Annotated in this window: 10 protein-coding genes; 2 read left to right on the forward strand and 8 right to left on the reverse strand. The window is 67.2% G+C overall.

Features of this window, described 5'->3' with window-relative positions; genetic code table 11:
• Positions 1 to 55: 55 nt before the first annotated feature.
• The 6 genes from xdhB to L3N39_RS07725 form a co-directional block, all read right to left on the reverse strand.
• Positions 56 to 2455 (reverse strand): xanthine dehydrogenase molybdopterin binding subunit, encoded by a 2400-nt coding sequence (xdhB, locus tag L3N39_RS07700; RefSeq protein ID WP_237256748.1) that lies wholly within the window; start codon positions 2453 to 2455, stop codon positions 56 to 58.
• Positions 2448 to 3896, reverse strand: a complete 1449-nt coding sequence (gene xdhA / locus L3N39_RS07705) for a xanthine dehydrogenase small subunit (protein WP_237256749.1) — start codon at positions 3894 to 3896, stop codon at positions 2448 to 2450. Before xdhA ends, xdhB begins: the two co-directional genes overlap by 8 nt.
• Before the next feature lie 283 nt (positions 3897 to 4179).
• Positions 4180 to 5535, reverse strand: a complete 1356-nt coding sequence (locus L3N39_RS07710) for an 8-oxoguanine deaminase (RefSeq protein WP_237256750.1) — start codon at positions 5533 to 5535, stop codon at positions 4180 to 4182.
• A 506-nt stretch (positions 5536 to 6041) separates the two neighbouring features.
• Positions 6042 to 6497 (reverse strand): REP-associated tyrosine transposase, encoded by a 456-nt coding sequence (locus L3N39_RS07715; protein WP_237257067.1) that lies wholly within the window; start codon positions 6495 to 6497, stop codon positions 6042 to 6044.
• A 210-nt stretch (positions 6498 to 6707) separates the two neighbouring features.
• On the reverse strand, positions 6708 to 7388 hold the full coding sequence (locus L3N39_RS07720; protein WP_237256751.1) for an SDR family oxidoreductase: 681 nt from the start codon (positions 7386 to 7388) through the stop codon (positions 6708 to 6710).
• A gap of 145 nt (positions 7389 to 7533) precedes the next feature.
• Entirely contained in the window at positions 7534 to 8367 is an 834-nt protein-coding gene (locus L3N39_RS07725; RefSeq protein WP_237256752.1) for an SAM-dependent methyltransferase, read from the reverse strand.
• 194 nt (positions 8368 to 8561) lie between these two features.
• Between L3N39_RS07725 and L3N39_RS07730 the strand changes: the two genes are divergently transcribed.
• Entirely contained in the window at positions 8562 to 9869 is a 1308-nt protein-coding gene (locus tag L3N39_RS07730; RefSeq protein WP_237256753.1) for an ABC1 kinase family protein, read from the forward strand.
• Positions 9870 to 9886: 17 nt separating this feature from the next.
• Positions 9887 to 10588, forward strand: a complete 702-nt coding sequence (locus L3N39_RS07735) for an SDR family NAD(P)-dependent oxidoreductase (protein WP_237256754.1) — start codon at positions 9887 to 9889, stop codon at positions 10586 to 10588.
• Here L3N39_RS07735 and L3N39_RS07740 read toward each other — a convergent pair whose 3' ends face one another.
• On the reverse strand, positions 10589 to 12049 hold the full coding sequence (locus tag L3N39_RS07740; protein ID WP_237256755.1) for a phosphate ABC transporter substrate-binding protein: 1461 nt from the start codon (positions 12047 to 12049) through the stop codon (positions 10589 to 10591). It lies immediately after the preceding gene.
• A 141-nt stretch (positions 12050 to 12190) separates the two neighbouring features.
• A complete protein-coding gene (locus L3N39_RS07745; protein WP_237256756.1) occupies positions 12191 to 14341 on the reverse strand; it encodes a lipase family protein in 2151 nt (716 codons plus the stop codon).

The raw sequence follows: 14341 nt of genomic DNA on the forward strand, positions 1-14341 counted from the left end.
GGAACATTCGTAATGCGGCCGTGGTGGACAAGCAAAGCGTTGTCCACCCTACGGGTCAGTGCGCGGTTTCCACGGCGGGCTCCGTTGGGGACACCGCCTGTTGCTTCAACTTGCGCATCTGTTCCACGCCCCAGAGCACGCGCTCGGGCGTCGCCGGAGCGTCGATCTGCGGCTGCGCCCGGTAGTCGGCCAGGCTCGCCACGGCATCCTTGATCGCGCACCAGACCGAGATGCCGAGCATGAACGGCGGCTCGCCCACGGCCTTGGAGTGGAACACGGTGTCTTCGGGGTTCTTGCGGTTCTCCACCAGCTTGACCCGCAGATCCAGCGGCATGTCCGCCACCGCCGGGATCTTGTAGCTGGCCGGACCGTTGGTCATCAGCTTGCCCTTGTCGTTCCAGACCAGCTCTTCCATGGTCAGCCAGCCCAGACCCTGGACGAAGCCGCCCTCGACCTGGCCGATGTCGATGGCCGGGTTCAGCGAGGCGCCCACGTCATGCAGGATGTCGCTGCGCAGTATCTTGTATTCACCGGTGAGGGTATCGACGATCACTTCCGAGCAGGCCGCGCCATAGGCGAAGTAGTAGAACGGCCGCCCGCGTGCCTGACTGCGGTCGTAGTAGATCTTCGGCGTGCGGTAGAAGCCGGTGGAGGACAGCGAGACCTGGCCGAAATAGGCCTGCTGGATCAGCTCCTCGAAGCTGATGTAGTGGTCGCGCAGGCGCACCTGGCCGTTCTTGAACTCGACGTCTTCCTCGAAGATCTGCCACTTGCGTGCGGCGAACTCCACCAGCCGCTGCTTGATGGTCTGCGCCGCATTCTGCGCCGCCTTGCCGTTGAGGTCGGCGCCGCTGGAGGCTGCCGTCGGCGAAGTGTTGGGCACCTTGTCGGTGTTGGTGGCGGTGATCTGGATGCGCTCGATATCCACTTGGAACACCTCGGCCACCACCTGTGCGACCTTGGTGTTCAGGCCCTGGCCCATCTCGGTGCCGCCGTGGTTCAGGTGGATGCTTCCGTCGGTGTAGACGTGCACCAGCGCGCCGGCCTGGTTGAGGAAGCTGGCGGTGAAGCTAATGCCGAACTTCACCGGCGTCAGCGCCAGGCCCTTCTTCAGGATCGGGCTCCTGGCATTGAACGCGCGGATATCTTCGCGTCGCTTTGCATAGTCGCTGCTGGCTTCCAGCTCGGCGGTCATCTCCTCGAGCATGTTGTGCTCGACGGTCTGGTAGTAGTGGGTGACGTTGCGCTCGGTCTTGCCGTAGTAGTTGCGCTTGCGCACCTCGAGCGGGTCCTTGCCCAGCTCGCGGGCCACGGCGTCCATGATCTCCTCGATGGCGACCATGCCCTGTGGGCCGCCGAAGCCGCGGTAGGCGGTGTTCGAGGCGAGGTTGGTCTTGCAGCGATGGCCGTTGATGGTGGCGTCGCCCAGGTAGTAGGCGTTGTCGGAGTGGAACATGGCGCGGTCGACGATCGAGCCGGAAAGGTCCGGCGAGTAGCCGCAGTTACCGGCGAGGTCGATCTCGATGCCGTGCAGCAGACCGTCATCGTCGAAGCCGACGTCGTACTCGACGTAGAACGGGTGGCGTTTGCCGGTCATGGTCATGTCTTCCATGCGCGGCAGGCGCATCTTGGTCGGCCGACCGGTGAGGTGCGCGATCACCGCGCACAGGCACGCAGGTCCGGCGGCCTGGGTTTCCTTGCCGCCGAAGCCGCCGCCCATGCGGCGCATGTCGATGACGATCTTGTTCATCGGCACGCCGAGCACTTCGGCCACCAGCTTCTGCACCTCGGTGGGGTTCTGCGTCGAGGTATAGACGATCATGCCGCCATCTTCGGTGGGCATGACCGAGGACACCTGTGTCTCCAGGTAGAAGTGCTCCTGCCCGCCGATGTGCAGCGAACCCTGCAGCCGACGCGGCGCGCTGGCCAGGGCGGTGGCCGAGTCGCCGCGCTTGTGGGTGTGGCTGTCGAGCACGAAGTGCTTCTTGTGCAGCGCCTCGACCACGTCGAGCACCGGCTCCAGATCCTCGTATTCGATGATCGCGGCCATCGCCGCCTTGCGTGCGGTTTCCAGGCTGTCGGCAGCCACGGCGATCACCGGCTGGCCGATGAACTCGACCTTGCCGTCGGCCAGCAGCGGGTCGCCGGGCATCACGGCACCGATGTCCAGCTGGCCCGGCACGTCCTTCGCCGTGATGGCGATGGCCACACCCGGAATCTGGTAGCAGGGGCTGGTATCGATGCGGACGATGCGGGCGTGGGCGCGCTCGCTCATGCGGGCATAGACGTGCAGCTGATTGGGAAACTCCAGCCGGTCGTCGACGTACACCGCCTCGCCCGAGACATGCTTGGGCGCGCTGTCGTGCTTGACGCTGCGACCGACGCCGGTGACCAGGTCCTGGGTGAACAGCGCCGCGATTTCTTCCTGAGTGCGGGTGGTTACGTGGTTAGACATAAGCGGTCACCCTCGTCTCGGTCTTCGGTGCATGTTGTTCGAGGAAGCACTTGCGCAGCAGGTTCTGTGCGACCAGCAGGCGATACTCGCGGCTGGCGCGGAAGTCGGTCAGCGGCGTGAAGTCTTCGGCCAGTGCATCGCAGGCCGCCTCCACGGTCTGCTGGTTCCAGGGCGCACCGTTCAGGGTCGCCTCGCAGGCCGCGGCGCGCTTGGGGATCGCCGCCATGCCGCCAAAGGCGACCCGGGCATCGGCGACCACGCCATCGGTGATTTGCAGGTCGAACGCGGCGCAGACAGCGGAGATATCGTCGTCCAGTCGCTTGGAAACCTTGTAGGCGCGGAACAGGCGATCCGGTGTGGCGCGCGGCACTCGTACCTTCTCGATGAATTCTCCGGGCTGGCGCGCGGTGACCTTGTAGTCGATGAAGTAATCCTCGAGCGGCAGGGTGCGGCTGCTGGCGCCCTTGCGCAGGACAACTTCGGCACCCAGGGCGATCAGCAGCGGCGGCGAGTCGCCGATCGGCGAGGCGTTGCCGATGTTGCCACCGAGCGTGCCCTGGTTGCGGATCTGCAGCGAGGCGAAGCGCTGCAGCAGCTCGCCGAAATCCGGGTACTCGGCGGCCAGCGCGGCGTAACAGTCGGTCAGCGGGGCGGCTGCACCAATCTCGATATGGCGGTCGGCGATCTGGACCTGCTTCATCTCGGTGATCTGACCGACATGGATCATCACCGGCAGCTCGCGATGGAACTGGGTGACCTCCAGTGCCAGGTCGGTGCCGCCAGCAAGCAGACGTGCATCGGGATTGGCGGCGTAGACCTCGGCCAGTTCGGCGACGGTCAGCGGCGACAGGCAACGCTTTCCGCCGTCGCTGAGCTCGGCCATTTCACGCGGGGCGATGGCCTTGAGCTGGGCGATGGTCTCGGCTTCGCGGGCATCGAACTGGTCCGGCTGCTTGGCACAGCAGGCCTGTTCGGCGGCCTCGAGGATCGGCCGGTAGCCGGTGCAGCGGCAGAGGTTGCCGGCCAGGGCTTCGTGGGCCCGGTGCGGGTCGTACTCGTTGACCGCGCCGGCGTTCTTCTGCAGGGCGAACAGGCTCATGACGAAGCCCGGCGTACAGAAGCCGCACTGCGAGCCGTGACAGTCGACCATCGCCTGCTGGACGCTGTGCAGTCGGCCCTGGTCCTTGAGGTCTTCGACGCTGATCAACTGCTTGCCGTGCAGCGCGGAGACGAAGGTCAGGCACGAGTTGAGGGTGCGATAGCGCAGGCGCTCGCCCACCAGTTCGCCGACCACCACGGTACAGGCGCCACAGTCACCGGAGGCACAGCCCTCCTTGGTTCCGGTCTTGCCACGATACTCGCGCAGATACTGCAGCACCGTGGTATTGGGATCGAGCGCGCGCTCGCTGCGCAGTTCTCGATTGAGGAGAAACTGGATCAAGGTAGACCTCCGTTTTCTTGTTCTTGGCTCGGTATCGCCTGAGCCGGGAACTTAGTCATATCTGACTTCTTGGTCAAGAAAAATTGACTCAAAAGTCAATGTGGCGGACGAGCGCACCTGCCGGCGGTGCGCCACGCCCGCAGGCAGGGGTTTGCATCCTTCAAGTAAAGCCCGCTCAGACCGCTTCGGCGCTCGCCTGGCGACGGTAGGCATCGTGCACGAGCACTACTTCATGGCAGGCGGGGCCGCTGGCGGCTACTCCTGCGATTCGGTGAGGCGTCGCTCAGCCCTGGACCAGCTCGCGCGCGGCCTGCCGGTGCTCGGCGATCAGCGCGGCCACGTCGAGCCCTTCCACCGTGCCGTCGATCACCCGCCAGCGGCCGCCGACCATCACCCGGTCGGCCCGGTCGGCCGCGCACAGCAGCAGCGCGGCGATCGGGTCGTGACTGCCGGAGAAGCGCAGTTCGTCGAGCTTGAACAGGGCGAGGTCAGCCTGCTTGCCGAGCGCCAGTTCGCCGATGTCGCTGCGCCCGAGCAGCCGTGCCGAACCGCGGGTCGCCCAGCCGAGCACCTTCTCTGGGGTGATCTTCTCGGCCCCGTAGCGCAGGCGCCCGATGAACAGTGCCTGGCGCGCCTCGAGCATCATGTTCGAGGCATCGTTGGAGGCCGAACCGTCGACGCCCAGGCCGATGATGGCGCCCCTGTCCTCCAGCTCCAGCGTGTGGCAGATGCCCGAGGCCAGGCGCATGTTGGAGCTCGGGCAGTGGCAGATGCCGACACCGGCCGCGCCCAGGCGGTGGATCTCCACCTGGTTGAAGTGAATGCCATGGGCCAGCCAGGTGCGCGGGCCGAGCCAGCCGACGCTCTGCAAGTAGTCCACGGTACGCATGCCGAAGCGCTGCGCGCAGAACTCCTGCTCGTCGAGCGTCTCGGCCAGGTGGGTGTGCAGGCGTACGTCGCGCGCCTCGGCCAGCTCGGCGCAGGCACGCATGATGTCGGTGGTCACCGAGAACGGCGAGCAGGGCGCCAGGGCGATCTGGATCTGCGCGCCGTCGCCGCGTTCGTGGTAGCGCTCGATCAGCCGCTCGCTGTCGGCGAGGATGGTCGCGGCGTCCTGCACCACGCTCTTGCAGGGCAGGCCGCCGTTTTCCTTGGACAGGTTCATCGAGCCGCGCGTCAGGGTCGCGCGCATGCCCATCGCGCGCACCGCCTCGACCTGGATGTCGATCGCTTCCTCGAGCCCGGCGGGGAACAGGTAGTGGTGGTCGGCGGCGGTGGTACAGCCCGACAGCAGCAGCTCGGCCAGCGCCACCTTGCTTGCCAGCTCCAGTGCACGCGGGGTGAGGCGGGCCCAGACCGGGTAGAGGGTCAGCAACCAGTTGAACAAGGGCTCGTTGACCACCGGGCCCCAGGCACGGGTGAGGGTCTGGTAGAAGTGGTGGTGGGTGTTGACCAGCCCCGGCAGCACCACGTGCTCGCGGGCATCGAAGGTCTCGTCGACCGGCTGCGCGGGCATGGCCCCGGCAGCAAGTAGTTCGACGATGATGCCGTTCTCGACCACCAGCCCGCCGGGGGCCTGGGTGTCGTTGGCGGTGAACAGGGCAAGGGGATTCTTGATCCAGATACGCTCAGCAGGCATGGCCGGCTTTCTCCTGAAGGGTTGAGTTCAGAGTAGCCAGCTCAGTTATGCCCTGTCTGCTGATCCAGGGGGCGCGGGTGGGGTGTGCGCCGGGGAGGAAGATAAAGGGTTCGGGGTGGTTTGTCACAGGGGCTTGCGCGTGCGCATTGGTGGAGCGGTCTTGCCGCGAACAGAGCCGGCTGCGGGCGGGTTTTTCGCGGTCAAGACCGCTCCCACGGATGGTGTGCTTGTGTTGGGGTTGCGTTTTGCCGGGGGGTAGGTGCTGGGGAGGGCGTCGGCGATCTTCGCGGTCAAGACCGCTCCCACGGATGGTGCTTGTGTTGGAGGGCGCGTTTTGCCGGGGGCAGGTGCTGGGGAGGGGCGTCGGCGATCTTCGCGGTCAAGACCGCTCCCACGGATGGTGCTTGTTGGGCTGGGTTTTGCCGGGGGCAGGTGCGGGGGGGGGGGGCGTCGGCGATCTTCGCGGTCAGGACCGCTGCCACAGGTTCTGTTGCCCAGCCTAGCGCTCAAAGCCATGCCGCATCCCAGAGCGGATAATCACCGACGCGCCTGACCAGTCCGGCCCGTAGCGGGTTGGCGACGATATAGCGCGCCATTGCAGCCAGGTCGTCCTCCTGGCGTAACGCGCGGTCGTGGTAGCCGGGCTGCCAGCATTTGCCGGCGCGACCGAGATGCCGGTTGATGGCTCGAGCGCTGTTGGTCTTGACGCGTCGCATGAGTGCGTCCAGGGAGCTGTGCTCGAGGATTACCAGCCAGTGCAGGTGGTCAGGCATCGCCACCCATGCCAGGGATGTTGCCCAGCCCGCGTCGTGCGCTGCACGAAGCTCGTGCACGAGCAGACGCCCCAGGCGGGCATCCCTGGACAGTGGCTCGCGTGCGAACGTGGCGGTGGTGAGCAGATAGGCGCGGCCCGGTTCGGAAAAGCGGCCAGTGCGCAGGTTGCCCGAATGGAAACGCGGCATTCCGTTGCCTCGCCAGAATGGATGGTTAGCCTGGATCGCCGGCTGGATTGGCTGCGAACCCGATGTCGAGGAGTGGGTATCCGAATCGTCCGGCATCGACTGGACAGTTCCTGCAGACGGGACGTCACCGGTGGGCTTTCGACCGCGAATGGGCTTGCACCGAGTGCGCCAGTTCACCCCAGCCCGGCTCCACGGCACCGCTGGCGCCTGTCACCAGGCCAACCCCTGCCCCTGAAAATCGACATACCGATGCCCACCCTGGCCGATCGCCCGGGTCACCTGCTCGACCATGCCCCGCGCGCTGGTCGCCACGTCCAGCGGTGCCTCGTCGCCGCCCATGTCGGTCTTCACCCAGCCCGGGTGCATCGACAGCACCGTCAGGCCAGTCTCGCCCAGCCCGGCGACGAAGGTTCGCGTCAGGTGGTTGAGCGCCGCCTTGCTCGCCCCGTAGAGCGCCATGCCCATGCCGGGGCCGGTCTCGACGCTGCCGAGGATCGAGCTCATGAACACGATCACGCCGCGCGCCGGGTCGACCAGCGGCAGCAGGCGTTCGGCCAGGCGTACCGGCGCCACGGCGTTGGTGAAGAACAGCTCGCCGACTTCGGCCTGGCTCGCCGCGGTCGCCGGCTTGTCCTGCGGGCCGGCGATGCCGGCGTTGACGTAGAGCACATCCAGCCGGGTACCGGCGAGGCGCTCGGCCAGGCGCTCGAGGCTGGCGGCATCGTCCATTTCCAGCGCCTCGATGCGCACGTTGCCGAGCGCACGCAGCGCCTCGGCGCGGGCCGGGTCGCGTACGGTGGCGATCACCTGCCAGCCTTCGCTGGAGAATTGCCGGGCGAGGCCCAGGCCGAGGCCGCGCGAGGCGCCGATGATGAGGACGGTTCGGGTCATGCTGGTCTCCTGAGAAGGGCTCGGTCAGGCAGTCTGGCCCAGCATGCAGGCTTTGGCGAGCCGGTGCGCCGCCGACACCCCGACCATTCATGGCTGGATTAGGGCGCGATCCGGCCGGCGCGGTGGTCGCTGGAGCGAAGGTCACTCATTGACGGGTGGCGACGACCTGCGCCAGTAGGATGCGCTCCTCTTCGAGGTTGCGACGCTGGTTCTGCGCCATCGCCTGGAAGTCGGGCCCCAGCAGCAGATGGATGCCCAGCGGCGGCAGGCCGTCGCGCTGGATCCGCTCGGCCAGCGCGACGAACCAGGCGCGCCCGGCATCGCTGCTGTCGACCCAGCTGCGCACCTCGAAACCGGCGCCTTCGAGCAGCGTGCGCAGCTCGGCGGGTGATGCCAAAAAGCTGGTCTCCGGCGAATGCGCCCAGGGCACGGGAAACAGCACCGGGCCGCCGGGGCCGGCCAGCACGTCATGGATCGCCAGCGTGCCACCCGGTTTGAGCACCCGGTGCATCTCGCGGTAGAGGCGCGGTTTGTCGGCGATGTTCATCGCCACGTGCTCGGTCCAGACCACGTCGAAGGCGGCATCCTCGAACGGGAGGTCAGCCGCGTCGCCCTGGCGGAACTGTACGAGGTCGCCAAGCCCGACCTTGGCCGTCAGCAGCGTGGCGGTGCGGCAGTATTCGTCGGTGAGGTCGATGCCGGTGACCTGGCAGCCGAACTCCCGGGCCAGGCAGCGCGACGTGCCGCCGATGCCGCTGCCGACATCCAGTACCCGCATCCCGGCGTGCAGGCCCGCTGCCCGGGCGAGCTCGAGGGTCGCCGCGCGGCCGCGGATGTGAAACGCATCGACCGGCGCCAGGTCCTCGTGGCTCAGCCGGCTGGTGTCCTTGCCAGCCGCCTCCAGCGCCGCGAGGATGGCATCGCCCAGCTGGGTGCGCGTGTAGTGCGCCTGGATCGCATCGGTGACTCGGTTCGACATGGCAGGTCCTCGCTGTGCCGCTACGGTTGGGGCAGCTAAAGCGTAGCCTGGCTATCGGCATCCGCGCATCGCCGGTGCTTGTAGGCGCATCCGTGCGCCCTCGCTCGCCTCTGCAACAGCCGGCAAGCATTGTGCCTTGGAAGGCCGGGCGGGCTGTTTCATGATCAGCCTTTGCCTGTCGCGTGGTGGCCTGCATGTCTCGATTCTCTCGCCCTTCGGCGTCGGCGCTGGGGCGCTTCCTGCAGCTGGGCGGTACCGGGGCGCGGATCGCCGGCAGCCTGCTGGTGCAGCGCATCACCCCGGGGCGAACGCGGGTGGACTGGGCGCCGGTCGGCGCGCTGCTCGGCGATGCGCTCGGGCAGATGAAGGGGCCGGTGCTCAAGCTCGGCCAGCAGGCCTCGCAATGGCAGGATGTGCTGCCCGAGCCGGTCAGCGCTGCCCTGGCACGCCTGCAGAACCAGGTGCCGGCGCTGCCGTTCGCCGCGCTGGAGGCGAACCTGCAGCGGCTCTACGAGGGCGAGCTCTACCGGTTGTTCGAGACGATCGAGGCGCAGCCGTGCGCGGCGGCCTCGCTGGGGCAGGTGCACCGCGCCCGTGACCGCCAGGGCCGGGCGCTGATCCTGAAGATCCAGTACCCGGGCATCCGTGGCATCTGCGATGCCGATCTGCGGCAGCTGCGCCGGTTGCTGCCGCTCGGCCGGTTGTTCGGCACGCCGCCGGCGCGGTTGGAGGCCGTCTACGCCGAGTTGCAACGGGCCATCGACGAGGAGCTGGACTACGCCGGCGAGCGCGTCAATCTCGAGACCTTTCGTCGGCATTTCCAGGGCTGGCCGGGCCTGCGCCTGCCGTTCGCTGCGGCCGAGCTGTGTCGCCCGGGCGTGCTGGTGCTCGAGGAACTGCCGGGTCGCTCGCTGGCGCAGGTCGAGCAGGCGCCGGCCGAGCTGCGCCAGCGCCTGGCCGAGACGCTCTGCCGCTGGCTGGCCGAGCAGGCCTTCGGCCTGGGCCGGCTGCACACCGATCCGCATCCGGGCAACCTTGCCTGGCGCGAGACGGGCGAGCTGCTGGTCTACGATTTCGGCAGCGTGCTGCGCCTGGAGCCGCGCCTCCTGGAAGGCTATGTGCGGATCTTCGAGGCCCTGCGCGGGCCTTCGAGCGAGGCGCTGGAAGCGGGCTTCCAGCTGCTCGGCGGGCGTCAGCCGGGCAGTGCGCCACCGCACGGGTTGTATCGGCGCATCCACCTGATGCTGCACCCCTTGCTGCAGCCCGGTGCGCAGTGGGATTTTCGCCAGGCGGCGCTGCACCAGCGGCTGGCCGAGCTGTTCCCCCTGCTGACGTCGGCGCTCGGCAGCCTGCAACCGGCCTCCGGCACGCTGCTGGTCAATCGCACGCTGGAAGGCCACTACTGGAACCTCTACCGCCTGGGCGCCTGCCTGCCCATCGCCGACCTGCTGGCCGGGTACATCGTGCGCTGGCAGCGGGGCGCCGGGCGGCCACAGCCCTGATGACGCTGGAGATCGCGATGCAGATGCAATCTTTTCCCGAGGGCTACCGCGCCCTGGTGATCGGCGCGTCCGGTGGGATCGGCGCGGCGCTGGTCGCGGCGCTGCGCGAGGACCCGCGCTGTGCGGCGGTGGTCGAACTCGGCCGGGCCACGCGGCCGGCGCTCGACCTGGCGCAGCCGGCGAGCATCGAACAGGCCGCGGCGCAGGTGGCCGAACGGGGGCCGTTCCAGTTGATCGTCAATGCCGCCGGCATCCTGCACGCCGAGACCTTCATGCCGGAAAGACGCCTGGCCGACCTGAACCCGGAGCAGCTGCTGGCCACCTTCCAGGTCAACACCTTCGGCCCGGCGCTGTTGCTGCGGCACTTCTGCGGGCTGCTCGACCGGCGGCGCGGCGTGCTGGCGATGCTCTCGGCCAAGGTCGGCAGCATCGGCGACAACCGCCTCGGTGGCTGGTACAGCTACCGTGCCTCGAAGGCTGCGCTGAACATGCTGATCAAAACGGCGGCGATCGAGGTCCGGCGCAGCCAGCCGAACGCCGTGCTGCTGGCCTTGCATCCCGGCACGGTGAGTTCGGCGCTGTCGCGGCCGTTTCGCGGCGGCGAGATCGGCCGGCCGGCGGCCGCGGCGGCAGATGACCTGCTGCGGGTCATCGACGCCCTGGGGCCGGAGGCCAGCGGCAGCTTCCAGGCCTATGACGGCCAGGCGCTGCCCTGGTGATCAGCGGCCCTCGCGCGTGACCGGGATGTCGAAGGCGATGCTCCAGTTGTGCAGCGGGTAGGGCTTGCCGAGCAGGGCGGGGATCTTTTCGGTGCGCTGCATGCCGGGGCGAAATTCGTAGTTCGACTCGGCGCGCTGCGGGTCGCTGTCGCGCAGCTGGCCGGCGCCGCCGACGTCGAAACTGGCATAGCTGACCCGCGGCTCGCCGACCAGCTCGCGCCCGGCGCGCAGGCGGACGATGGTGTCGGCGGCCAGCTCCACCGCTTCGATGGGCACCTCGCCCTTGCCGTCGTGCAGCAGGAAGCCCTTGTTCTTCACCTCGCGCGCCTGGTGGGCGAGGTAGGGCTGGTCGAACGCCAGCGGCGGGCGAGGCACCAGGAAGTCGACCAGCACCTCGCGGCCGGACGCGGTCGCGCCGCGCGGTGCCAGTGGCGTCCAGCCCTTACCTTCGATGACCACGCGATGGTAGACCTTGCCCAGCATCTGGCCGAACCAGCGATAGCCGTTGGCCGACAGGTGCACGCCCTTGTCGGGGTAGGGGTAGACCGGCCCGACCAGGTACCAGCCCGGTTCCTGCTCGGCCAGTTCCCACTGGGCCATGCCGACCGCCAGCGAGCCGTCCTTGACCGAGGACTTGGCGTCGGTCTGGTAGCTGAGGAACGCCGGTGGCTGCTGCTGGCCGCTGATGGCGCGGGCGTCGGCGTTGAGGTCGTCGCGCAGCTGGCGCAGCTGGGCCTTGTAGTAGTCCTTGTCGTTGCGCCCGCCGCTGGTGTGGCTGTAGTCGTATTCGCCCTGCAGCCAGAAGATCGCGCTGACCGCGTAGCTCGCGTTCTCGGCATGGGCGAGGTTCTTCGCTTCCTGCATGGCCTGCGGTGCGCGGCGGTACTCGTTGGTGCCGCCGCGCTTGGCCAGCTGTGCGATCGAGCGCCCGGAGGTGGCGGCATTGCTGGCCAGCAACAGGTGGCCGGGGTCGCTCTTCTGGCCGCGCCGCTTCAGGTACAGGTAGCGGGCCATGTTGAGCGCACCGACTTCCACCGACTCGCCTTCCTCCTGGGCATGGGCATCGAGCTGCGCGATCTCGCCGTCGGCCAGCAGCTGCGCGGCATTGCTCTTGCGCTGCACAACTGCACGCAGCGGCTGGAAGGCCGCCTGGCCGACCGGCTTGAACTGCGGCCCGCTGAAGGTCGCCGAGCGTGTCGACTCGCCGAGCATCAGGTTGTCATAGCGCGGCTCGACCGACAGCGCCGGCCAGCCTTCGGCCGCCGACCCCAGCGACTGGCCGAAGGTGAGCACATGGTTGTAGCGGCTGGTCAGCGGCTCGCTGGCGCGATTCTCGGCATCCAGCCGCTTGGCGGTTTCCTGCTTGTTGCGGGCATCGCGTGCCTGCAGGTCATCGGCGCCGGCAGCCAGGGGCGCGGCAAGCACCAGCGAGAGGGCAGCGGCCAGGGCGGAGCGGGTCATAGGCAACCTTGTGCAACGTTCGGGTGCTTTTCGACGCGTTTCGCCGTTCCAAGTTCGATTCGGTGAGTGATCAGGGTGATTCGCCGGCCTGGGCCGATCGGCGCAACCACCCCTTCGGGCAGTAGGTACCCGTCTCCGGTATCAGGCCATCGCCGGGCTTGGTACGCCCTGCTGGCGGGCCAGCCCCGCGGCGTTGCGGTTGGCCTCCAGCGCGAGCCACTCGGAGACGAGGTCGGGCAGATCCGTCCGACGCCAGAGATCGCCGAACACGTCCGCGGCGCTCAGCGGCCGGTCCGCTTCGCTCAGCAGCCGCTGCCGGGCGCGGTTCAGGGCGTCGCGCTGCCGTGCGGTCAAGCGACGTACCGCGGTGATGCCCTCGTTGTAGAGCTGCAGCAGCTGCGCGTCGGTCTTGTTGTAGAAGCGTCGGTCATGGCGCTTGCGGATTTCGTGCTGGAACTCGGCGAAGCTGCGCGGTTGCCAGCTGGCCAGTTCCTCTTCGGCACGGCGGATCAGGTGCTGGATATCCTGGATTTCCCCGGGCGTGAACAGCGCCCCGTCGCGCTCGGCAACGGCTGCATGCCAGCGCAACAGGGTGGTGAGCATGGCGCGGCTGTAGCCGCTGTCGCTGGAATGCTCGGCCGCCGAGGCCAACTGCTCGATCAGCGCGGCACGCTGGGGCATGTCGTCCTGCAGGTTCAGCGCGCCGGCATAGCGCGCGCAGGCTTGTTCTTCGATCAGACTGCAGTCGGCCTGCCAGAGCACGGCGCTCTCGCTGCCTCCACCCGGTTTTCGCGAGACGAAATGGCGCTGCGCACCGTGGTGCTCGTAGGGATCGCCCTCGAGGTTGAGCAAGCCGCCCAGCAGCAGGGAAATCCCGACCGCCGGAGCGCTGAACAACGCCACCATCCCGGCGGCCGCGAGCTTCCACTCGGCATCCATCCAGACGAAGGGGACCCCAGGGATGGGATCGTTGTGGTTGACCAGGCGGTGGTGAGCGAGGCCGCTCGCCGCCTGGACGAAGGCCCGGTCGGCGGCACGGGGGGCGCCGAAGGTGTAGAGCTGAGTATCCGTCGTCCAGTGCTGGTTCACCCATTCGGCGAGAAGCAATGCAACCGCTCCGCCGAGGCTGTGCCCGCAGATGACTATGGTCTGCTCCATATAGAACGCTTCCATATAGCGTTCGACGAAGGCCTTGGCGGCGTTGAACGCGTTATAGAAACCACGATGCGCTTGGCCTGTGCCGTCCTTGATCGGTACTTGGCGGGCATCGGCGTCGAGCAAGAAATCCTCCAGCTCAAGCGTGCCGCGCACCGAAATGAGCATGACCTTGTCGCTGTGCGTAATGAAGGCCTGGGTGTTGGATTGTTCGTCGTGCAGGAAATGGACATCTTCCGGGGTGCGCCAGCCTTTCAGCGCCTCATCCTGATAGCGCTCCGGGTCGTAAGGCATGATTTCCAGACGCTTTGAATAAGGCACCTCCTCGTAGATCAAGTCATAACGCGCGCTATCGAACAGTTGCGATTTCTGCAGTTGCGCCAACTGCTCGCGTAGAACATGTCCAATCGAGCCCGGTTTGATGTAGGGGGGAGGGTTGGATGTATAGGGGATGCCCGATTCGCGAGGCTTGCTGAACGGGGCGTAGGCGAAAGTGCTCATCACGGCCAGGTGGTAGGCATTCAAGGCGCAGAACGCCTTGCTTCGCGAAAGCAGCGGGCTGTAAGCGCGTAGCGCCTTCACTTCCAGCACATGGTGGCTGTTCGAAGCGAGCGCTACCCCAGGCTGCTTGCGAGCAGGGCCGGCGTTTTGCTTGAGCATGACCGACGGCCGCGGGCCCCATGTCGCGTCGGGCTCTGGTAGATGAGCCTTGGCATCAGCGAAGTCACTGACTTCTACGCGATGAAAGACAGCGTTTTCCTGCCTTGCGCGTGCTTCGGCGAGATAAGTCCGGCCGTCTGGCCGGCGCGGGCCGGAGGGAGATTGTTCGGCGGCTATTTGCAGCGCCGTTAGAGGAAGCGGGAAAGCGTCCCTGAGAGAAAGTTCTTCATACCAAGGATCTGCATATCGCGACAGCTTGTCCGAAAGGTTAAGAACTAAGGGGCCGCAATGAGTACTGGCTATTAGTGCAAATCCCTCGCCGTCTAGATTACCTTCGAATGTCTGATCATGCCTATCGTGAAGCAGATATCGTAGGCCGGCAAAGGGGCGGCCATCTCCGTGTTCATCTACCAATCGAAAGCTGACCTTGTGATTCTGTAGCGGACATTCGAGGCCCTCCTTGGCCGTGCTATTCAT

The organism is Pseudomonas oligotrophica, from assembly GCF_021726475.1.
In the GTDB taxonomy this organism is placed as follows: domain Bacteria; phylum Pseudomonadota; class Gammaproteobacteria; order Pseudomonadales; family Pseudomonadaceae; genus Stutzerimonas; species Stutzerimonas oligotrophica.

What these genes read in the sequence shown, in the direction of transcription:
- xdhB (WP_237256748.1), bottom strand. Translation starts at nt 2,455, where the DNA reads ATGTCTAACCACGTAACCACCCGCACTCAGGAAGAAATCGCGGCGCTG.
- L3N39_RS07710 (WP_237256750.1), bottom strand. Translation starts at nt 5,535, where the DNA reads ATGCCTGCTGAGCGTATCTGGATCAAGAATCCCCTTGCCCTGTTCACC.
- L3N39_RS07715 (WP_237257067.1), bottom strand. Translation starts at nt 6,497, where the DNA reads ATGCCGCGTTTCCATTCGGGCAACCTGCGCACTGGCCGCTTTTCCGAA.
- L3N39_RS07720 (WP_237256751.1), bottom strand. Translation starts at nt 7,388, where the DNA reads ATGACCCGAACCGTCCTCATCATCGGCGCCTCGCGCGGCCTCGGCCTG.
- L3N39_RS07725 (WP_237256752.1), bottom strand. Translation starts at nt 8,367, where the DNA reads ATGTCGAACCGAGTCACCGATGCGATCCAGGCGCACTACACGCGCACC.
- L3N39_RS07730 (WP_237256753.1), top strand. Translation starts at nt 8,562, where the DNA reads ATGTCTCGATTCTCTCGCCCTTCGGCGTCGGCGCTGGGGCGCTTCCTG.
- L3N39_RS07735 (WP_237256754.1), top strand. Translation starts at nt 9,887, where the DNA reads ATGCAGATGCAATCTTTTCCCGAGGGCTACCGCGCCCTGGTGATCGGC.
- L3N39_RS07740 (WP_237256755.1), bottom strand. Translation starts at nt 12,049, where the DNA reads ATGACCCGCTCCGCCCTGGCCGCTGCCCTCTCGCTGGTGCTTGCCGCG.
- L3N39_RS07745 (WP_237256756.1), bottom strand. Translation starts at nt 14,341, where the DNA reads ATGAATAGCACGGCCAAGGAGGGCCTCGAATGTCCGCTACAGAATCAC.